18 protein-coding genes are annotated in these 18638 nt (G+C 64.0%); 8 read left to right on the top strand and 10 right to left on the bottom strand.

The genetic code is table 11. From position 1 onward, the window contains the following. Positions 1 to 23: 23 nt before the first annotated feature. Positions 24 to 290: a DUF7662 domain-containing protein gene (locus Q3C01_RS35980; RefSeq protein WP_458150014.1), complete on the bottom strand. Its 267-nt coding sequence runs from the start codon at positions 288 to 290 to the stop codon at positions 24 to 26. A 146-nt stretch (positions 291 to 436) separates the two neighbouring features. On the opposite strand from Q3C01_RS35980, the gene Q3C01_RS35975 reads away from it, so the two are divergent. Next, positions 437 to 1936 (top strand): GGDEF domain-containing protein, encoded by a 1500-nt coding sequence (locus Q3C01_RS35975; protein WP_458150013.1) that lies wholly within the window; start codon positions 437 to 439, stop codon positions 1934 to 1936. A gap of 190 nt (positions 1937 to 2126) precedes the next feature. Here Q3C01_RS35975 and Q3C01_RS35970 read toward each other — a convergent pair whose 3' ends face one another. Beyond that, positions 2127 to 3002: a UTP--glucose-1-phosphate uridylyltransferase gene (locus tag Q3C01_RS35970; RefSeq protein WP_458150012.1), complete on the bottom strand. Its 876-nt coding sequence runs from the start codon at positions 3000 to 3002 to the stop codon at positions 2127 to 2129. Positions 3003 to 3236: 234 nt separating this feature from the next. Between Q3C01_RS35970 and Q3C01_RS35965 the strand changes: the two genes are divergently transcribed. Together Q3C01_RS35965 and Q3C01_RS35960 are read left to right on the top strand one after the other, a co-directional pair. Then, positions 3237 to 4580, top strand: coding sequence for a lytic murein transglycosylase (locus tag Q3C01_RS35965; protein ID WP_458150011.1), 1344 nt, complete (start codon positions 3237 to 3239; stop codon positions 4578 to 4580). Between the two features lie 161 nt (positions 4581 to 4741). After that, entirely contained in the window at positions 4742 to 6454 is a 1713-nt protein-coding gene (locus tag Q3C01_RS35960) for an SGNH/GDSL hydrolase family protein (protein WP_458150010.1), read from the top strand. Positions 6455 to 6468: 14 nt separating this feature from the next. Here Q3C01_RS35960 and Q3C01_RS35955 read toward each other — a convergent pair whose 3' ends face one another. Together Q3C01_RS35955 and Q3C01_RS35950 are read right to left on the bottom strand one after the other, a co-directional pair. Further along, positions 6469 to 6843: a CsbD family protein gene (locus Q3C01_RS35955; protein ID WP_458150009.1), complete on the bottom strand. Its 375-nt coding sequence runs from the start codon at positions 6841 to 6843 to the stop codon at positions 6469 to 6471. 64 nt (positions 6844 to 6907) lie between these two features. Beyond that, positions 6908 to 7642 carry an SDR family NAD(P)-dependent oxidoreductase gene (locus Q3C01_RS35950; RefSeq protein WP_458150008.1) on the bottom strand — a complete coding sequence of 245 codons (735 nt, stop codon included), beginning with the start codon at positions 7640 to 7642 and terminating at the stop codon, positions 6908 to 6910. A 100-nt stretch (positions 7643 to 7742) separates the two neighbouring features. Here Q3C01_RS35950 and Q3C01_RS35945 point away from each other — a divergent pair, with 100 nt between their 5' ends. Together Q3C01_RS35945 and Q3C01_RS35940 are read left to right on the top strand one after the other, a co-directional pair. Continuing rightward, entirely contained in the window at positions 7743 to 8522 is a 780-nt protein-coding gene (locus Q3C01_RS35945) for an SDR family NAD(P)-dependent oxidoreductase (RefSeq protein ID WP_458150007.1), read from the top strand. Positions 8523 to 8629: 107 nt separating this feature from the next. Then, positions 8630 to 9514, top strand: a complete 885-nt coding sequence (locus Q3C01_RS35940) for a TauD/TfdA dioxygenase family protein (RefSeq protein WP_458150006.1) — start codon at positions 8630 to 8632, stop codon at positions 9512 to 9514. A 124-nt stretch (positions 9515 to 9638) separates the two neighbouring features. Here the strand turns inward: Q3C01_RS35940 and Q3C01_RS35935 are convergent, their stop codons facing one another. Then, positions 9639 to 10283, bottom strand: coding sequence for a YqgE/AlgH family protein (locus Q3C01_RS35935; protein ID WP_458150005.1), 645 nt, complete (start codon positions 10281 to 10283; stop codon positions 9639 to 9641). A gap of 182 nt (positions 10284 to 10465) precedes the next feature. Between Q3C01_RS35935 and Q3C01_RS35930 the strand changes: the two genes are divergently transcribed. The 3 genes from Q3C01_RS35930 (at position 10466) to Q3C01_RS35920 (ending at position 13917) form a co-directional block, all read left to right on the top strand. After that, positions 10466 to 11305: a protein-disulfide reductase DsbD domain-containing protein gene (locus tag Q3C01_RS35930; RefSeq protein WP_458150004.1), complete on the top strand. Its 840-nt coding sequence runs from the start codon at positions 10466 to 10468 to the stop codon at positions 11303 to 11305. Between the two features lie 175 nt (positions 11306 to 11480). Continuing rightward, positions 11481 to 12857, top strand: coding sequence for an oligosaccharide flippase family protein (locus tag Q3C01_RS35925; protein ID WP_458150003.1), 1377 nt, complete (start codon positions 11481 to 11483; stop codon positions 12855 to 12857). 235 nt (positions 12858 to 13092) lie between these two features. Then, complete coding sequence (locus Q3C01_RS35920; protein WP_458150002.1) at positions 13093 to 13917, top strand: sulfite exporter TauE/SafE family protein; 825 nt, start codon at positions 13093 to 13095, stop codon at positions 13915 to 13917. A gap of 131 nt (positions 13918 to 14048) precedes the next feature. On the opposite strand, the gene Q3C01_RS35915 is transcribed toward Q3C01_RS35920, so the two are convergent. The 5 genes from Q3C01_RS35915 to cysW form a co-directional block, all read right to left on the bottom strand. Beyond that, positions 14049 to 14837: a 3-hydroxybutyrate dehydrogenase gene (locus tag Q3C01_RS35915; RefSeq protein WP_458150001.1), complete on the bottom strand. Its 789-nt coding sequence runs from the start codon at positions 14835 to 14837 to the stop codon at positions 14049 to 14051. Then, positions 14830 to 16020 (bottom strand): DUF3734 domain-containing protein, encoded by a 1191-nt coding sequence (locus Q3C01_RS35910; protein WP_458150000.1) that lies wholly within the window; start codon positions 16018 to 16020, stop codon positions 14830 to 14832. Before Q3C01_RS35910 ends, Q3C01_RS35915 begins: the two co-directional genes overlap by 8 nt. Positions 16021 to 16099: 79 nt before the next feature. Beyond that, entirely contained in the window at positions 16100 to 16603 is a 504-nt protein-coding gene (locus tag Q3C01_RS35905) for a CAP domain-containing protein (protein ID WP_458149999.1), read from the bottom strand. Positions 16604 to 16696: 93 nt separating this feature from the next. Continuing rightward, positions 16697 to 17734 carry a sulfate/molybdate ABC transporter ATP-binding protein gene (locus Q3C01_RS35900; RefSeq protein ID WP_458149998.1) on the bottom strand — a complete coding sequence of 346 codons (1038 nt, stop codon included), beginning with the start codon at positions 17732 to 17734 and terminating at the stop codon, positions 16697 to 16699. Then, positions 17724 to 18635: a sulfate ABC transporter permease subunit CysW gene (cysW, locus tag Q3C01_RS35895; protein ID WP_458149997.1), complete on the bottom strand. Its 912-nt coding sequence runs from the start codon at positions 18633 to 18635 to the stop codon at positions 17724 to 17726. The genes Q3C01_RS35900 and cysW overlap by 11 nt, the downstream gene beginning before the upstream one ends. Positions 18636 to 18638 lie beyond the last annotated feature (3 nt).

Genomic DNA, 18638 nt, shown 5'->3' with positions numbered 1-18638 from the left:
ATTCAACTCAATCTCATCGCGCTTTAGTAGCGCCGCTTCTCGCTCGGCATTCGCCTGAACCGCACGCTCTTGCCGTCCGGCATCCGCGTCGCCGTGAAGCCCGCCGCGAGGCAGGCTTCGCGCTGCGGCATCTGGATGTCGGGGCTGCGCAGGCTGTCCCACCAGGACGCGCGTTGCGCTGCGCGCGGCAGGGCAGCGCCGATGATCTCCTCGATCTGGTCAAAGCTCAGCACGAGCTCCATCTGCTTCTGCCGCTTCAGGTAATCGCGCAACGCGTCGTAGTCGTTCACCGTCGTCCTCGATCGTTCATCGGGGTCGCGCCCTTGCCGAAAAGCGCTAGCCCAGGAAACCATTTCTTAACTGATTGCGGCACCGGCGTCCCACCTTAAAGACTACTCAAGATTTCAGGCGCATCCACTAGTGTCGGGAGCAAGTGATGCTGTCTGGATGGCGCGAAGGCACGGCCCGGCGGCCGTGGCGGATCTCGGCGAAGCTGCTGATCATCTCGTCGGTCGTGACGGTGATCGGCTTTTCTGCCATTTGCGTCAACGTGATGCTGGACATGCGCCGCGGCGAGGAGGCGCTTGCCCGCCAGACCCTGGAAAACCTTGCCACGACCATCGAGGCCGACATCAGCCGCAACATCGAGATCTACGACCTGTCGCTGAAAGCGGTGGCCAGCAACATGCTGCTGCCCGAGATCGGGACGGTCAGCAAATCGATCCGGCAGCTCATCCTGTTCGACCACGCCACAACCGCCAAGCATTTTGGCGCCATTCAGGTGTTCGACGCCGACGGCAAGCTGACCATCGACGCATCCACGCTCGACCCGGTTGCGGAGAACCGCGCCGACGAGGAGTATTTCAGGGTTCACCGCGACAACCCCAATGCAGGGCTGTTCATCAGCCGCCCGATGCTGTTTCGCGGCGCCTACGCCATCGTGCTGAGCCGGCGGGTCAACGATCAGGACGGCGGTTTCATGGGCGTCGTCGCCGGCTCGATCCGCTTCAGCTATTTCCACGAGCTGTTCGAGCGGCTGAGCCTCGATCCGCAGGACACCATCACCGTGCTCAAGCGCGACCGCACCATCATCATGCGGCGGCCGTTCGATCTCGACGTGATCGGCAGAAATTTAGCCGACCGGCAGAGCTGGAAGGCGGACAATTTGAAGGAAGGCGGTTCTTTCGCGGGACAGGGCCCGGTGGATACGACGCCGCGCCTCTATGTCCGCAGCGGCAGTACCACCACCCCCCTGTTCGTCGTCGCGGGCAAGCCGCTCAGCACCGTGTTCGAACTCTGGCAGAAGGAAGCCTTGCGCATCGGCGCCGTGGTGCTGGTGCTCGCATTGTTCGTGCTGGGCTCGACGGCGGTGCTTGCGCGCGAGATCGGCCGGCGCGCCAAGGCGGAGAACAAGCTCGAGGAAATGGCGACCACCGACGCCCTCACGGGCCTGCGCAATCGCCGCAAGTTCGATTCCGTGATCGACGTCGAATGGCGGCGCGCGATGCGCCAGAAGACTCCGGTCGCCCTCTTGATGATCGATGCCGATCACTTCAAGGCTTACAACGACACGTTCGGCCACCAGGCCGGCGACCAGGTGCTGGTCGGCATCGCCATCTGCATTTCCGATTCCGTGCGCCGCGCCGGCGATTGCCCCGCACGCTATGGCGGTGAGGAATTTGCCGTGCTGCTGCCGGACACCTCGGAAGCCGCCGCGCTCAAGATCGCCGAGACGATCCGCTGCAAGGTGCAGGGCTGGTCCGACGACCAGGCGAGCACGACGGTCTCCTGCGGCATCGCCAGCCTCGTCCCCACGGCCGGCATGGACTGGTCCATCCTGGTGACCGCCGCCGACAAGGCGCTCTACGCCGCCAAGGCCGGCGGCCGCAACCAGTCCGTGGTTGCGAACATTCCAAAGCTGTCGCTGGTGGCGTGAGCTGTCGCTACACTGCCGTCATTTCCCGGCGGAGGCAGGGACCCATAACCACAGGGAGTGGTTGTGGCGCGAGCTGCCGGTTAGCGAGTCTTCGCCAAACTCCTCCCTGTGGTTATGGGTCCCGGATCGGCGCTCCGCTTCGCTGCGCTTGTCCGGGACGACGTCGGGAGGCACCGAGAGATAGCGTACGCTATCCGCCCAGATACTTCTTCATTTCCGCGAGCAGGCCGTCGCGCAGTTCGGGGCGCTTCAGGCCGTAGGCGATGTTGGCGCGCAGGAAGCCGGCCTTGGAGCCGCAATCATGGCGCTCGCCTTCGAACTCGACGCCGTAGAATTTCTGAGATCTGGCGAGTCCGATCATGGCGTCGGTGAGCTGAATCTCACCGCCGGCGCCGCGCTCCTGAGTCTCCAGGATCTTGAAGATATCGGGCTGCAGAATGTAGCGGCCGGTGATCGACAGATTAGAGGGCGCGGTGCCTTTCGGCGGCTTCTCCACCATGCCGTCAACCTCGAAGATCTTGCCGGTGCGTTTTCCCACGCCGCAGATGCCGTATTGATGCGTGAGATGGTCGGGCACAGCCTCGACCGCGAGCACGTTGGACTTCTCGCCAAGCTGGCTTGCAGCCTCGATCATTTGCTTCAGGCAGCCCGGCGTGTTGAGCACGAGCTCGTCGGGCAGCACGACCGCAAACGGCTCGTTGCCTACGATGTCTCGCGCGCACCAGACCGCGTGGCCGAGGCCAAGCGGCGCCTGTTGGCGAGTGAAGCTGACCGCGCCGGCCTCGGGCTGGTTTTGCGCCAAAACTTCCTGCTCGGCCTTCTTGCCGCGCGCGGCAAGCGTAGAGTCGAGCTCGAACATGCGGTCGAAATGGTCCTCGATGACGTTCTTGTTGCGCCCGGTGACGAAGACGAAATGCTCGATGCCGGCCTCTCTCGCCTCGTCATAGACGTACTGGATCAGCGGTTTGTCGACGATGGTCAGCATTTCCTTGGGCATCGCCTTGGTGGCGGGCAGCACGCGGGTGCCGAGGCCGGCGACGGGGAATACGGCTTTGCGGATTTTCATGGGATTGATCGAATACCTTGGGACGTGCGGGCTGGAGCAATGACATCTTGCTAGCCGGTTTGCAGCCGGTAACAAAGGCGGATGTTGGGCCCCTGCCCCGGGGATTCAAAGGAAAAGGCCGTCTGCAAAATTTCACCTTTGTTAAGGTATTGGCAACCGTAACAAGGGCCTCCTGCAGCCGGATTTTGGCCGCACAGGTGAGACATGACGCGATCGATGGCAGGACTTGCAGGAATGACCGGCGCAACTCTGGTTGCGGCCGCCCTCCTGTTCCCGCTTCAAACGCGCGCGCAGGGATCAAACGGCTTGTCGAACCTGTTCGGCGGCATTTTCTCCGGCTCCAATCCATCGCCCGCGCAACCTGCACCCGGTTCGGGCGGCGCGCAGCCGTGGAGCGGCGAGGACGGCGCTTCCGGCCATCCCCTGATGACGGCAGCCGCGATCCGGGAAGCCGCCGCCAATTTTGACAATTGCGTTGCATCGATGTGGCCGGATGCCGCACGCCGCAACATCACGCAGGAGAATTTTCAGCGGTTCACCGCCGGACTCACGCCGGACCTGCGTATCATGGACCTCCTGGACTCGCAGCCGGAGTTCACCAAATCGATCTGGGACTATCTCGACATCCTCGTGAACGACAACCGCCTCGCCAAGGGCAAGGAGATCCTCGCGAAGTACAAGACGCAGTTCGACGCCACGGAGAAGGCCTACGGCGTCGACCGCTATATCGTCGCGGCGATCTGGGGCATCGAATCCAACTACTCGACCCAGATGGGTGACCGCAGCGTGCTGCAATCCACCGCGACGCTGGCCTGTATCGGCCGCCGCCAGGCCTATTTTAGGGATGAGTTCCTCTCCGCGCTTGAAATCCTCAACCATGGCGATCTGCAGCCTGAGCAGATGCGCGGCTCCTGGGCCGGCGCGTTCGGCCCGACGCAATTCATGCCGACTGCGTTCAAGCGCTTTGCGGTGGATGCCGATGGCGACGGCCGGCGCGACGTGGTCGACAATCCGGCCGACCTGATCGCCTCCACAGCCAACAATCTGAAGAAGGACGGCTGGCAGAGCGGCGCGAGCTGGGGCTACGAGGTCGTGGTGCCCCAGGACTTCAACTACATGCTGGCCGACCGGGCGAAGGCGATGACGATCACGCAATGGGAGAAGCTCGGGATCACCCGCGCCACCCGCCAGCCCTTCCCGCACCCGGCCGAAAAGGCCTATCTGCTGGCTCCTGCCGGCGCCCAAGGGCCGGGCTTCCTGATGCTGCAGAATTTCCGCGTGATCATGAAGTACAACCCGGCCGAGGCCTACGCGCTGGCGATCGGCCATTTCGCCGACCGGCTGCGGGGGGGCCAGCCCTTCGTGCAGCCCTGGCCGCGGCAGGAGCGGGAGCTGTCCCGCGGTGAGCGGCTGGAATTGCAGCAGCTCCTGGCCCAGCGCGGCTTCTACAAGGGCACGCCCGACGGCCAATTCGGCGGCCAGACCCGCGACGCCCTGCGCAACTTCCAGGCCTCGATCGGGGCTCCCGCGGACGGATTTGCGTCCTCTGACGTGCTGGAACGGCTGCGCGGGCGGTAAATCCGTCCCGAAAGTAACCCTGAGCACGAAATCCGGCCTCCGCCCTTGACGAGGGCGGCAGTTCCCCGGTGTATGGCGCAATCAAATCTGCCCGTTTGCGGCCCGATTCCGTTATTATACCGAGCCTATTCCGAAACCGTAGCGCGCGCCTCCAGACCCGCATGTCGAAGCCGAAATCATTTTTCAAGGCGTTGACCGAGACCGGCCCGTTAATCGCGCTGGGGACGGCGCTTGCGATCATGGTGTCGGTCGCGGGCCCTGCGTCGGCGCAGTTCTTCAACTTCCCCGGCTTCGGCGGTCCGCCGCAGCGTTCTGCGCCACCGCGCAGTGGTGGTGGCTGGTTCGGCGGCGACTTCTTCGCGCCATTCCAGCAGCCTCAGCAACAACAGGCCCCGCGCCAGGATTTTTCGCGCGCGCCCGCGCCAGCCAAGCGCGACACGACTGCTGAGAAGAATGTCCTCGTGATCGGCGACGCCATGGCCGACTGGCTCGCCTACGGTCTTGAGGACGCCTATACCGAGCAGCCCGACATGGGCGTGATCCGCAAGCACAAGACCACGTCCGGCCTGATCAAGTACCAGCCGAAGGGTGAGCCCTCGGACTGGGCCGCCGCGGCCAGGGGCATTCTCGAGACTGAGAAGCCCGACGTCATCGTCGTCATGCTCGGCCTGAACGACCGCCTGGCGATCCGCGAGCCCGCGGCGGACAAATCCGACAAGCCTGCGGACAAGAAGAATGACAAGGGCGCGCGCGCCAAGCCGCAAGGCAAGCCGGGCGACGCCAAAACCGACACCAAGGCCGGCACGGATGCCGCCGCCAAGCCCGACGACAAACCAGCAGACACCGACCTGCCGCAGGACGACGTCGACAGTGCCGATGCACCGCAGACCGCGGCGCCGGAAAAGACCGCACGCTCGCCGAATGGGCTCTATGAATTCCGCGACGACCGCTGGGTCGAGCTCTACGGCAAGAAGATCGAGGAGCTGATCGGCGTGCTCAAGTCCAAGGGCGTGCCGGTGCTCTGGGTCGGCCTGCCCGCGATCCGCGGTCCGAAGGGCACGGCGGATATGCTGTTCCTGGATTCGCTCTATCGCGAAGGAGCAGCCAAGGCCGGCATCACCTATGTCGATGTCTGGGACGGCTTTGTCGACGAAGCGGGCCGCTTCCTCCAGAAGGGCCCCGACTTCGAAGGCCAGATCCGTCAGCTCCGCACCTCTGATGGCGTCTATTTCACCAAGGCTGGCGCACGCAAGCTCGCACACTATGTTGAGCGCGAGATTACGCGTCTGCTGGCGGGGCGCTCAGGCCCGATTGCACTGCCGAGCGAGCCGGCAACACCCGATACCAGCGCCGAGCCCGGCAAGCCCGCGCCGCGGCCGCTTGCGGGGCCGATCGTGCCGCTGGTTGCGGCCTCGATCTCCACCGATCAGTTGCTGGGCGGACCGGGATCGCGTCCGGCCGCCGTCGATGCACTCGCGGCCAAGACGCTGGTGAAGGGCGAGCCGCTGACGGCGCCGGCAGGCCGCGCCGACGACTATGCCTGGCCACGGCGCGAGGTCGGTCGCGAGCAGGCCAAGGGTGATACGCCGGTCGCGACGACGACGCCCGAGAGCGGCGCCGCTAATCCAAATGCGGGGTCTGCGCCGAACGCTGCGGCCGCGATCGCGCCGCCAAAGCCCGCGCCGAAGAAGCCGCCGGTGCAGCAACCGGCGCAGGCAGCGCCGTCGCTGCGCGATTTCTTCAGCTTCGGCTCGCCGTCGCCGCGTCAACTGGCACCGCAGCCTCCGCGCAACCCCAATTTCAATCCAGCGATCCCACGTCCGCCGGGCAGCATTGGGCGATCGGCGGAATTCTGGGGTAATCCGCCGCGATAGTCGTCTCGACTAGGTTAGCTGTAGTAGCGCCAGCGTGGCGGCGGGCGGCGGGCTGGCCGCGACATCAACAGCGCGAGCGCAAAGCCGATGCCACCGGCGACCAGCAGCGCGCCGAATGGGTTGTCCCGCACTCTCTTTGCAAGTGCCTGCGTCCCGTCGCGGAACGTATCCTGGCCAGCGTCATAAGCGTCCTTCGCGTAACTGGCAGCGGTATCCGTGGCATCGCGCGCGGCATCCTTGGCCTGCCCGTACAGGTTCTGCACGGTGCCGGCCGCTTCGCGCGCCTTGGCCGAGGCCTGCGTCCTCGCGTCTCCCGTCATCTCACCGACCGCACCTTCGACACGTCCGGCATACTCCTTGGCTGATCCGGCAATCCGATCGTTGTCCATGTTGGTCCTCCTCGGGGGTCAGCCGAAGTAACCGATCAGGCGCGGCGCGGTTCCGCATCGTCGCTTAGAGAATGAGCCCGCCGTCGACGACGATCGTCTGGCCGATGATGTAGGACGACAATGGCGAAGCCAGGAACAAGGCCGCGCCCGCCATATCCGCCGGCGTGCCCAATCGCCGCAGCGGAATGCGTGACAGCGCGCCCTCGAGCCGCTGGGGATTGGAGGTCGTGACTTTGGTCATCTTGGTATCGACGAGCCCCGGCGCGATTCCGTTGACGCGGATGCCGTCCCCGGCCCAGGCCTCGCCCAGCGTCCGCGTCAATCCGACAGCACCGGTCTTCGAGGCGTTGTAGGCCGGATTGCCCATGGTGGAGTGATAGGCCGCAGTCGACGAGACGATGATCAGCGATCCCCCCGAATCCCGCAGCATGGGATGAAAGCGCGTGGCACAGGCCATCAGGCTCATGAGATTGACTTCGAGTACCCTACGGAAGCCCGCCATCTCGAATTCGCCGCGGCGATAGATCACCGCGCCCTGTGCCAGCACCAGCACGTCGAGACGTTCGAACGACGGTTTGAACGCTTCGATCCCCCTCGCATCGCTGACATCGAGTTGGGCGTAAGCCAGACCCGCGAGATCCGAGCCTTCTTCCGCTGCATAGTCCTTCGCATGTGCGCGGGTGCCGCAGACCGCGACTTGCGCACCCTTGGCACGAAAGGCCTGTGCGATGCCGTTGCCGATGCCGCTGGAACCGCCGACGACCAGCACTTGCTTACTTGAGAAATCGAGCTCGTTCATCGCGGCCTCCCTTTGCTTTTGCTTTGTTTGACGTGTGTGGGGATCGATGCCAGCCTTGTCAATCTCACAACAACAAACATGCAGGCCTCGGGGAAACAGCATGCCAGAGTTCAAGCAGCTCAGCCGATCCGTCAGGGGATTGACCGTTCTCATTACAGGCGCGGCAAGCGGCATGGGACGCGCTACGGCACGCGTGTTCGCCGCTGAAGGCGCCAATGTCGCTGTGACCGACTACGACCCGGATGGTGCGCAGGCCGTCGCCAGGGAGATCACCGCGAGCGGCGGCTCTGCCGAGGCGTGGAAGCTCGACGTTGCCAACGCCAAGGAGATCAGCCAAGTGGTTGGCGACGTCGCTGCGCATTTCGGCGGGCTCGACATCGTCGTCAACAATGCCGGCATTTCCGTACGCGTCGCGATCGACGACGAAGGTTACGAAGACGCCTGGGCCAAGGGCATCGCGGTGATGTTGACGGCGCATCCGCGCATCATCCGCGCGGCCCTGCCGCATCTGCGCAAATCGAAGAGCCCACGCATCGTCAACATCGCGTCCACCGAGGCGCTCGGCGCCACCGCGCTGCACAGCCCCTATTCAGCCGCCAAGGGCGGCGTTGCGAGCCTGACGCGCTCACTCGCGGTCGAGCTTGGCCGCGATGGCATTACCGTGAACTGCATCTGTCCAGGGCCGATCCGCACCGCGATCACCGACCGGATTCCGGAAGATCACAAGACGATCTACGCCAAGCGCCGCACCGCGCTTGGCCGCTATGGCGACCCTGAGGAAGTCGCGCACATGACCTTGAGCCTGTGCCTGCCCGCAGCGTCATTCCTGACCGGCGCGGTAATCCCGGTCGACGGTGGCTTGATGGCGCGGAACGCGTGAGAGCCATGCGCGCATAGCGTTGACATCGGCAAGCGCGGGGATAGCCTTTTCACCAACAGAGCGGACAAACCGCCCGCGGGCCCCGGGAGAACACCAGGAGAATCGCAATGACGATCGCTATCCGGCAGCTTCAGAAGCATTTTGCCGGCGAGGTTTCGGGCCTCGATCTGCGCCAGCCGCTCACAAGGGATGAGGCGCAACAGATCGAGGCTGCGATGGACGAATACGCGGTGCTGGTGTTTCACGACCAGGACGTCACCGACGAGCAGCAGATGGCCTTTGCGCTGAATTTCGGCCAGCGCGAGGATGCGCGCGGCGGCACCGTCACCAAGGAGAAGGACTATCGCCTCAGTTCGGGCTTGAACGATGTCAGCAATCTCGGCAAGGACGGCAAGCCGCTGGCGAAGGACAGCCGCACGCATCTGTTCAATCTCGGCAATTGCCTCTGGCATTCCGACAGCTCATTTCGCCCGATCCCTGCAAAGTTCTCGCTGCTGTCGGCGCGCGTGGTGAACGCGAAGGGCGGCAACACCGAATTTGCCGACATGCGCGCAGCCTATGACGCGCTCGGTGACGAAAACAAGGCGGAGATCGAGGATATGATCTGCGAGCATTCGCTGATGTATTCGCGCGGCTCGCTCGGCTTCACCGAATATAGCGACGAGGAGAAGGCGATGTTCAAGCCGGTGTTGCAGCGCCTGGTGCGCACGCACCCGGTGCACCGTCGCAAGTCGCTGTATCTGTCCTCACATGCCGGCAAGATCGTCGGCATGAGCGTGCCCGAGGGCCGGCTCTTGCTGCGCGATCTCAACGAGCACGCGACGCAGGCTGAATTCGTCTACGTCCACAAATGGAAGCTGCATGACTTCGTGATGTGGGACAACCGCCAGACCATGCACCGCGTCCGCCGCTACGACCAGTCACAGCCCCGCGACATGCGCCGTGCGACCGTGGCAGGCACCGAGCCGACGGTGCAGCAGGCGGCGGAGTAGCCACATACTGCGCTGACGTCCTGGACAAGCGAAGCGCCAGAACCCATTACCACTGGAAATGGCTTGGCGAGAGCTGGCGCTTACCAGCGACCCAACAACTGCTCGCCGGGACGACGATCAAGCGCTACGCGTGCCCGGCCTCGTTCGAGAGCATGCCGGGGTCGATGCCGATTTTGCGCAAGGCGCGGGCGTACTTGTCCTCGACGTCGTCGCCGAAGATCAGATCCGCATCCGCGTCGCAATGCAGCCAGCCGTTGCTCTGGATCTCGGTTTCGAGCTGACCCGGCGCCCAGCCGGCGTAGCCGAGCGCGAGGATCGCATGCTTCGGGCCGGAGCCGTTGGCGATCGCGCGCAGGATGTCGACTGTCGCGGTGAGGCAGACGCCATCGTCGATCCGCAGCGTCGCGTTCTCGATGTAGAAGTCGCTGGAATGCAGCACGAAGCCGCGACCCGTATCGACCGGGCCGCCGCGCAATACCTTCATGCTCTCGGCGTTCTCCGGCAGCTTGATTTGCGCACCCTTCTTGATGATACCGAGTTGCTCCAGCAACTCCGGAAAATCGATGCTGCCGGCGGGATGATTGACGATGATGCCCATCGCGCCTTCCGCAGAATGCGCGCAGAGATAGATCACCGAGCGTTCGAAGCGGGGGTCGCCCATGACCGGCATGGCGATCAGGAGCCGCCCGTCGAGATAGCCCGCCGAATTGGGGACGGCGGGGCTGGCCGCCGGGGTGCTGTCGCCAGTTCTCTTGCCTGCAGAACCCATCGGTGAAGCACTCCCCTTTCGGTTCATATCCTGATGTCGGGCTTGCCCGCTGTCAAATCAAGGCTTGCGTAGCCCGAATTCCCCAAGCCTAACTCCGAAGTCTAATTCCCAAGCCTCATTCCGATGCATCCATCACAAGCAATTCAATGGTTTGCACCGCAGCGACCCTGTAAAGACGTGCCATGCTCACCATAGTTCCCAAGCTCGCTGCGACCATCGTCGCCGCAGCCTTGCTCGTCTCGGCGCAGCCCTCGAGTGTCCGCGCTGACGACGCCTCGCCCTGGCAGCGCGACGGCCATTCCGCCGTGCGCCTGTTGGCCGGATCGCGCAGCGGCCCGGTGCTGCTCGGCGGCATCGCATTCCAGCTTCAGCACGGCTGGAAGACCTATTGGCGTACGCCCGGCGATTCCGGCGTTCCACCGCGGTTCGACTTCTCCAAGTCTGAAAATGTCGAAGCTGTGACCGTGATGTGGCCGGCGCCGCTGAAATTTGACGACGGCGCCGGCGGCCATTCGATCGGCTATCACGACCAGATCGTGCTGCCGCTGCGCATCGTCGCCAAGGCCCCGGACAAACCCGTGATCCTGCGCGCCGAGATCAACTACGCGGTCTGCGAAAAGCTCTGTATCCCCGTTGATGCCAGCGCCGAACTCGGCTTCAACAGCGTCGCCTCGACCGAGGACGGTGCGCTGTTCGCGGCGCTCGACACCGTGCCGAAGCCCGCCAATATCGGCGATCCCACTCCGCTGACGATCCGCGACGTCAAGCGCGAGGGTGCGACGAAGGTGCTGGTCGACGTGGCCACGCCCGATGGGCGCGACGTCAACCTGTTCGTGGAGGGGCCGACGCCCGACTGGGCGCTTCCGATCCCCTCACCGGTCGAGCACAGCACGGCGGGCGTCAAGCGCTTCGCCTTCGAGCTCGATGGCCTGCCGCCCGGCGCCAAGCCCGATGGCGCCGCGTTGACGTTCACGCTGGTGGGGCCGGAGAAGGCGTACGAGTTCAATGTCAATCTGAATTGAGCCGAGGTGTCATTCCGGGGCGGGCGTAGCGCGAACCCGGAATTCCGCGCCACCACCTCTGGATTCCGCGTTCGATGCTGCGCATCGCCCCGGAATGACGGACGGCACCGTTTCTTAACGAATGGTTGCTACGCCAAACCCTGCCGCATCTTGCGGGGCGCAGGGGATCTTCGACGTGGCCATGATGGACGCACAACCTGCAACGCGTGAGCCTGTCGGCCTCATCGCGCGGCTGCGTGCCAGGCTGACCGGCGCGGGCGGTAGCACGAGCGAGGCGACGCTGACACGGCGGCTTGCGGGCACCATATTCCTCATCCGCGTGATCAGCGCAGGTCTTGCCTATCTCTCGCAGATCCTGTTGGCGCGCTGGATGGGCACGTCGGACTACGGCGTCTACGTCTACGTCTGGACTTGGGTGCTGCTGCTCGGCAGCATGATGGATTTCGGGATCTCGGCTTCCGCACAGAGGATCATCCCGGAATACCGCACCAGCCGCGAGGATGCGCTGCTGCGCGGCTTTCTTTCCGGCAGCCGCTGGCTGACCTTCGTCGTCTCGACCCTGGTCTCGCTTGCGCTGGCCGGCATCGTCTTCCTGCTCTCGCCATGGATCGATCCGGCCGCGCGGCTGCCGCTCTTCATCGGCTGCATGACGCTGCCAGCCTTCGTCGTCGCCAACACTCAGGACGGCATCGCCCGCGCGCATGACTGGATGCAGCTGGGCCTGATGCCGCAATTCATCATCCGCCAGGCGCTGATCATCGGCATCACCGCGTCCGCCTTCCTGCTCGGCTTTCATCTCGGCGCGACCGCTGCGATGGTGGCAAGCGCGGGCGCGGTGTGGATCGCGATGACCGGCCAGATGGTGGCGCTGAACCGCAAGCTCGCTGATCACGTCGAGGACGGCCCCAAGGCCTACGATATCAGCGGCTGGCTTGCGATCTCGCTGCCGATCCTGCTGGTCGAGAGTTTTTACCTGCTGTTGTCCTACACCGACGTGCTGGTGCTCCAGCAATTCCGCCCCTCCGACGAGGTCGGCGTCTATTTCGCCGTCGTGAAGACGCTGGCGCTGGTATCCTTCATCCACTACGCGATGTCGGCGACGACGGCACATCGCTTCGCCGAGTACAACGCGCTCGGCGACAAGAACCGTCTGTCGGCCTATGTCGCGCACGCCATCAACTGGACGTTCTGGCCCTCGCTCGCGGCGACCGCCGTGCTGCTGGCACTCGGCAAGCCGCTGCTCTGGCTGTTCGGACCGCAATTCGTGATCGGCTACGACATCATGTTCATCGCCGCGGTCGGGCTCGTGGTGCGCGCGGCGATTGGCCCGGTCGAGCGCCTCCTCAACATGCTCGGCCACCAGAAGATCTGCGCGCTCGCCTACGCGCTGGCCTTCGTGATGAACGTTATCCTCTGCATCGCACTGGTGCCGCGCTTCGGCGGTTATGGCGCGGCCGCCGCAACGTCGATCTCGCTCACCTTCGAGACCGTATTGCTGTTCTGGATCGTGCGGCAGCGGCTCGGCCTGCATGTGCTGGCGTTCGGGAACTAGCACCGGCTGCTGCCCGCGCCGGCCAACAACCGGCTTATGCAAAATCCTTCACCTGGATCGCCTTCCGCCCCGAAACGTCCATTTCGCGGAAGGGTGGGGAATTGGGCAAAATACCCCCTCGTCACCCACCTACAGCACGATTTTTCTTATTTGGCCCAAGGAGTTGCAGTTCAGGGGAAGTTTATTCTACGTCGTATTGCCCTGCAGACGAGATAAACCTAGATTCCAGCCAGACATGATTGATCCGCTCTACGTCGCTTCAGGATTCGGCGTCGGCCTGCTCGTCGGGATGACCGGTGTTGGCGGCGGCTCGCTGATGACCCCGCTGCTGATCCTGTTGTTCGGCGTTCATCCGTCGACAGCGGTCGGGACCGACCTGCTCTACGCCGCCGGCACCAAGACGGGCGGCAGCGTGGTGCATGGCTGGTCGCGCAGCGTGCATTGGCCTGCGGTGCTGCGGCTTGCATGCGGCAGCATTCCCGCGAGCGCGCTGACCCTGTTCGTGCTGTGGAAGCTCGATCTCAAGAGCGACGCCGAGCGCGGCCTGGTCAATCTGGTGCTGTGCTTCGCACTGCTGCTCACCGCAACCTCGCTGATCTTCCGCAAGGCGATCATGGAGCGCTATCGCAGGACGCTCGAAGGCGTCGACGAGCGCACCACGGCGATCGCGACCGTAGTCACCGGTGTCGTGCTCGGCGTGCTGGTCTCGATTTCGTCGGTCGGTGCCGGCGCGGTCGGCGTGACCGTGCTGCTCCTGCTCTACCCGCGCCTGCCGATGGCGACCATCGTCGGCTCCGACATCGCACACGCCGTGCCGCTGACGCTGGTGGCCGGCACCGGACACTGGGCGCTCGGCGACGTGGATTGGGGGCTGATGGGCGTGCTGCTGATGGGCTCGCTGCCCGGTATCGTGCTCGGCAGCTTCAGTGCCACGCGCGTGCCGGAGACGGTGCTGCGGCTGACCCTTGCCAGCGTCCTCTTCGTGGTCGCCGGCAAGATCATGTTTGCGGAGCTGAACCTGTCGTCGGCGATCGTCACCGCGCTGGCCTGGACTCATTGACCGCAGAACAGCGGCACAACTCTCGCTGTCATCGCTATCCAGTACCGCGAGACGGCTGTGATTGAATCGATAGGCCGCGGCGTACTGGATGCCCCGCCTTGACCGAAGGCGGGGCATGACAAGAAGTGGATTTACTCCGCCGTCCAGCCGCCGTCGATCGAAAGATTGGTGCCCGTGATCTGCGCCGCATCATCGCTGCACAGGAACAGCGCCAGTGACGCCACCTGCTCGGAGGTGACGAACTCTTTCGTCGGCTGCGCGTCGAGCAGCACGTCATGAATAACCTGCTCGCGCGTCAGATTGCGTGCCTTCATCGTGTCCGGAATCTGCTTCTCGACCAGCGGCGTCCAGACATAGCCGGGGCTGATGCAGTTGCAGGTGATCTTGTGGGTCGCAACTTCGAGCGCCACGGTCTTGGTGAGGCCGGCGATGCCGTGCTTGGCCGAGACGTAGGCCGACTTGAAGGGCGAAGCGACCAGCGAATGCGCGGATGCCGTGTTGATGATACGGCCCCAGCCCTTCTTCTTCATGCCGGGTACCGCCGCGCGGATGGCATGGAAGGCCGAAGAGAGGTTGATCGCGATGATCTGATCCCACTTCTCGATCGGGAATTCCTCGATTGGCGAAACGAACTGGATGCCGGCGTTGTTGACGAGGATGTCGACCGAGCCAAAGGTCTTTTCGCCGAGCGCGACCATCTCCGCGATCTCGGTGGGCTTGGTCATGTCGGCGGGCGAATAGATCGCCTTCACCTTGAAATCGGCCTCGATCTTGGCGCGCTCCTTCTCGATGTCCTCCGGCGAGCCGAAGCCATTGATGACGACATTGGCGCCGGCCCCCGCGAAGGCACGCGCATAGGCGAGCCCGATCCCGCTGGTCGATCCGGTCACGACGGCGTTCTTGCCTGACAAGCTACCCATTTTCGTTCGCTCCTTTTGAGGCCGGGGGCGCGGTGACGTCCCCCGTGAGATCATAAGTCACCATGGTCTCGCCGGATTGCGGCTTTTCAAGCCAATCCTTGTGGCGCATCGACAGGTGCACGTCGCGCACGCCGGCTTCCCAATGCTCGACCATGGCAACATGCGAAAAGTCGTAATCCTTGGATGAGGATTCGTAGTTCTTGCTGCGGTAGATCAGGTGCACCACCGTCACGGTGCTTTCGCGCGCCGCCTTGGCCAGGAATTCGACCGAGGGATCGTTCTTCAGATAATCCGGCAATTTGCCGATCAAATCGCGTACGGCCCGGCGGGCATTGTGCAACTGCCTGTTCTTGTCGGTGTTCATGCGCGTGCGGCTGGAAAAGCGGATGTCCTTCTCGCGCTCAGCCGCCTCGAGCAGCGAGTTCGGCAGCTCACCACGCGCGCTGAACAGGTCGACCTGGAAGATCAGCATGTCGCGGTCGAGCTCCGCGTCGAGCACGTAATCCAGCGGCGTGTTGGAGGCGATGCCGCCATCCCAGTAATGCTCGCCTTCGATGATGACGGATGGAAAGCCGGGCGGCAGCGCGCCGGAGGCCATGATATGCTCGGGGCCGATCTTCTTGCCGAGCTTCTTGAACTCGTAATTGTCGAAATATTTGAAGTTGCCCGAGGTGACGCCGACCGCGCCGACGGACAAACGTGTCTTCAGATCGTTGATACGATCGAAATCGACCAGCCGCTCCAGCGTCTTCTTCAGCGGCGCGGTGTCGTAATAGCTCTCTGCCTCTGGGTGGCCCGGCGGCCAGAGCGGCGCGGGCGGGACGCGCGGGACGAAGAAGCCGGGCACGCCAAAGGTCGCGATCAGCGCGGCGCTCGTGGAATTGAACAGCTCGCGGCTGTGATCACTCTTGCCGACCGGCTTCCAGGGCACCGGCGCCGACACCATCTCCCAGAATTCCTTCAGCCGCTTGACGCGGGTCTGGCCCTCATTGCCCGCAATGATGGCGGCGTTGACCGCGCCGATCGAGATGCCGGCAACCCATTCCGGCTCGAAGCCGAAATGGCACAGCGACTGATAGGCGCCCGCCTGATAGGAGCCGAGCGCACCACCGCCCTGGAGCACGAGGACGCGCTGAGCATTGGCGGGGATTCTGTTCGATGCCGGGCCTTGGTGATCGGTCATGAGTGGATCAATGAACTGAGGGCGGCCCACCGTGATCCCAGTTCACGGCGGCGTCAATGTTTTGGGGATCAAGACTGGCTTATCGGGGCTCGGTTGCCGCCATAATCATGGTCCAGAACACCTTGTATTTGGTGTTCGGAGCATAGCTCGCCGCTATACCCAATTTTGTGACACCGCTCTTGAGCATGTTGGCCCGGTGTGGCGGCGAGTCGCGCCAGCCGGAAAATGCTTCCGCCAGCGTATGATAGCCGGCCGAGATGTTCTCGACCGCGACAGTCGCCGGGTAGCCGCCGGCAGCGAGCCGCTTGGCGAGCGGCGCACGGACGTCATGGTCCATCTTGTTGGCGGACGCCATTGCCTGGGACTGGGATTCGGCCAGGCGCATGAGGTCGGGATCGATGATGACGGTGCCGAGGCCGTTGTTCTGGCGGTACTGCGAGATCATCACGGCTGCAGCCTGCGCATCCAGCCGCGCGCCTGAAACGGCCATGTCGGCATACATCGACGGCTGTTCGACCGGCGCTTCGTTACCCGCGCAGCCGGCGAGAAGCAAAGCGATGAGAATTGCGGCCGCAGCGCGCATGAATCGGGCCCCCAAAAAAGACGGGCCGTTGTTGCATATCAACCGTGGCTGAAAGGTGAACTTTACGCAATTTTTGAGCCTGAGGTAACGGCCTCAGGCACCCTCAAATATCCGGTAGCGGCGGGGCGCAAGGCCGACCGTGTCGCCGGCGCGGAGTTCCTTGTCACGGGGGGCGTCGATCTCGATGATCTCGCCGCCGAACAGCGCAACCTCAGCCCGTTGAACCGGACCAAAACTCCGCACGTGCTGCACGGCGCCGTCGAAGGCCCCGGAGCCGGGCGGCCCGACCAGCATATCGTGTCGCCGCACGAACAGCTTTGACGCACCAGACGCGGTCACCCCGGCCGCCAGATTGAGCTGGCGATCGCCGAGCCGCACCGCGCCATCAGCGACTTCGACCGGCAGCACGATGGACTCGCCGATGAAGCCATGGACGAAAGCGGTCGCCGGATTGTCATAGACATCGTCGGGCGAGCCGATCTGCTCAATCTTGCCCTTGTCCATCACCACGACCCGGTTGGCGACCTCGAGCGCCTCCTCCTGGTCGTGCGTGACGAAGATCGAGGTGACGTTGATCTCGTTGTGCAGCGAGCGCAGCCATTTGCGCAGCTCTTTGCGCACCTTCGCGTCAAGCGCACCGAAGGGCTCGTCGAGCAACAGGATCCGCGGCTCGATCGCAAGCGCGCGCGCCAGCGCGATGCGCTGGCGCTGGCCGCCGGAGAGCTGGCTCGGATAGCGGTCTGCGAGCCAGTCGAGTTGCACGAGATCGAGCAGCTCCTTTACCCGGGTGCGGATCGTGGCCTCGTCTTTCCGAACCGCGCGCGGCTGCACGCGCAGGCCGAAGGCGACGTTCTCGAACACCGTCATGTGACGGAACAGCGCGTAGTGTTGGAACACGAAGCCGACATGACGCTCGCGCGCGCCGCGCGCGAGCGCGTCCTCGCCGTTGAAGGAGACTTCGCCGGAATCCGGCCAATCCAGGCCGGCAATGATCCGAAGCAGCGTCGTCTTGCCGGAACCGGACGGTCCGAGCAGCGCCAGCAACTCGCCATTGTCGACCTTGAGGTCGACGCCGTCGAGCGCGGCAAATGTCCCGAACTTCTTGACGAGATTCCTGACTTCAATGGTCACGGGCGTCGTGTCCTTCGTCCAGATGACGTTCGAGAATGGTTTTTGCGATCAGCGTGATCAGCGCCAGCATCGCGAGCAGCGAGGCGATCGCGAACGCAGCGACGAACTGGTATTCGTTGTAGAGGATCTCGACCAGCAGCGGCATCGTGTTGGTCTCGCCGCGGATGTGGCCGGAGACGACCGAGACTGCGCCGAACTCGCCCATCGCGCGCGCATTACAGAGCAGGACGCCGTAGAGCACGCCCCATTTGATGTTCGGCAAGGTGACGCGGAAAAAAGTTTGCAGGCCTGAGGCACCGAGCGAGATCGCGGCCTCTTCCTCCTGCGTGCCCTGCTCCTGCATCAAGGGGATCAGCGCACGCGCCACGAACGGGAAAGTCACGAATGTGGTCGCAAGCGCAATACCAGGCACCGCGAACAGGATCTGGATGTTGTGGTCACGCAGCCAGCCGCCGAAATAGCCCTGCGCGCCGAACAAGAGCACGAAGACGAGACCCGAGATCACGGGGCTGACTGAGAATGGCAGGTCGATCAGCGTGATCAGGAAGGTCTTGCCCTTGAACTCGAATTTGGCGACCGCCCAGGCTGCGACCACACCGAAGACGAGATTGAGGCCGACCGAGATCGCCGCCACCAGCAGCGTCAGCCGGATCGCGGCCAGCGCCTCCGGCTCCGACAGCGCGGCGAGATAGGCCATGATGCCCTTGGAGAAAGCCTGCGCGAACACGACGACCAGCGGCAGCACGACGAAGACGGTGAGAAAGAGGATCGCGACGGAAATGATCGCGATGCGCACCGCCCTCGGTTCGGTACGAAGGTTTTCGCGCACGGCGACCGCATGCAGGCGCGCTTTCGCGTCGGGCGAGGACAGCGAGACTGAATCGGCGACCTGCATCGTCATCGT

It is taken from the genome of Bradyrhizobium sp. UFLA05-109, assembly GCF_054185165.1.
The sequence above is the reverse complement of the archived record's forward strand: the minus strand, read 5'-3'. Positions and strand labels throughout refer to the sequence as shown.

Coding starts and splice junctions, on each gene's coding strand:
- Q3C01_RS35960 (WP_458150010.1), top strand. CDS start 4,742: ATGTCGAAGCCGAAATCATTTTTCAAGGCGTTGACCGAGACCGGCCCG.
- cysW (WP_458149997.1), bottom strand. CDS start 18,635: ATGACGATGCAGGTCGCCGATTCAGTCTCGCTGTCCTCGCCCGACGCG.
- Q3C01_RS35915 (WP_458150001.1), bottom strand. CDS start 14,837: ATGGGTAGCTTGTCAGGCAAGAACGCCGTCGTGACCGGATCGACCAGC.
- Q3C01_RS35910 (WP_458150000.1), bottom strand. CDS start 16,020: ATGACCGATCACCAAGGCCCGGCATCGAACAGAATCCCCGCCAATGCT.
- Q3C01_RS35955 (WP_458150009.1), bottom strand. CDS start 6,843: ATGGACAACGATCGGATTGCCGGATCAGCCAAGGAGTATGCCGGACGT.
- Q3C01_RS35945 (WP_458150007.1), top strand. CDS start 7,743: ATGCCAGAGTTCAAGCAGCTCAGCCGATCCGTCAGGGGATTGACCGTT.
- Q3C01_RS35950 (WP_458150008.1), bottom strand. CDS start 7,642: ATGAACGAGCTCGATTTCTCAAGTAAGCAAGTGCTGGTCGTCGGCGGT.
- Q3C01_RS35935 (WP_458150005.1), bottom strand. CDS start 10,283: ATGGGTTCTGCAGGCAAGAGAACTGGCGACAGCACCCCGGCGGCCAGC.
- Q3C01_RS35965 (WP_458150011.1), top strand. CDS start 3,237: ATGACCGGCGCAACTCTGGTTGCGGCCGCCCTCCTGTTCCCGCTTCAA.
- Q3C01_RS35970 (WP_458150012.1), bottom strand. CDS start 3,002: ATGAAAATCCGCAAAGCCGTATTCCCCGTCGCCGGCCTCGGCACCCGC.
- Q3C01_RS35975 (WP_458150013.1), top strand. CDS start 437: ATGCTGTCTGGATGGCGCGAAGGCACGGCCCGGCGGCCGTGGCGGATC.
- Q3C01_RS35920 (WP_458150002.1), top strand. CDS start 13,093: ATGATTGATCCGCTCTACGTCGCTTCAGGATTCGGCGTCGGCCTGCTC.
- Q3C01_RS35930 (WP_458150004.1), top strand. CDS start 10,466: ATGCTCACCATAGTTCCCAAGCTCGCTGCGACCATCGTCGCCGCAGCC.
- Q3C01_RS35940 (WP_458150006.1), top strand. CDS start 8,630: ATGACGATCGCTATCCGGCAGCTTCAGAAGCATTTTGCCGGCGAGGTT.
- Q3C01_RS35905 (WP_458149999.1), bottom strand. CDS start 16,603: ATGCGCGCTGCGGCCGCAATTCTCATCGCTTTGCTTCTCGCCGGCTGC.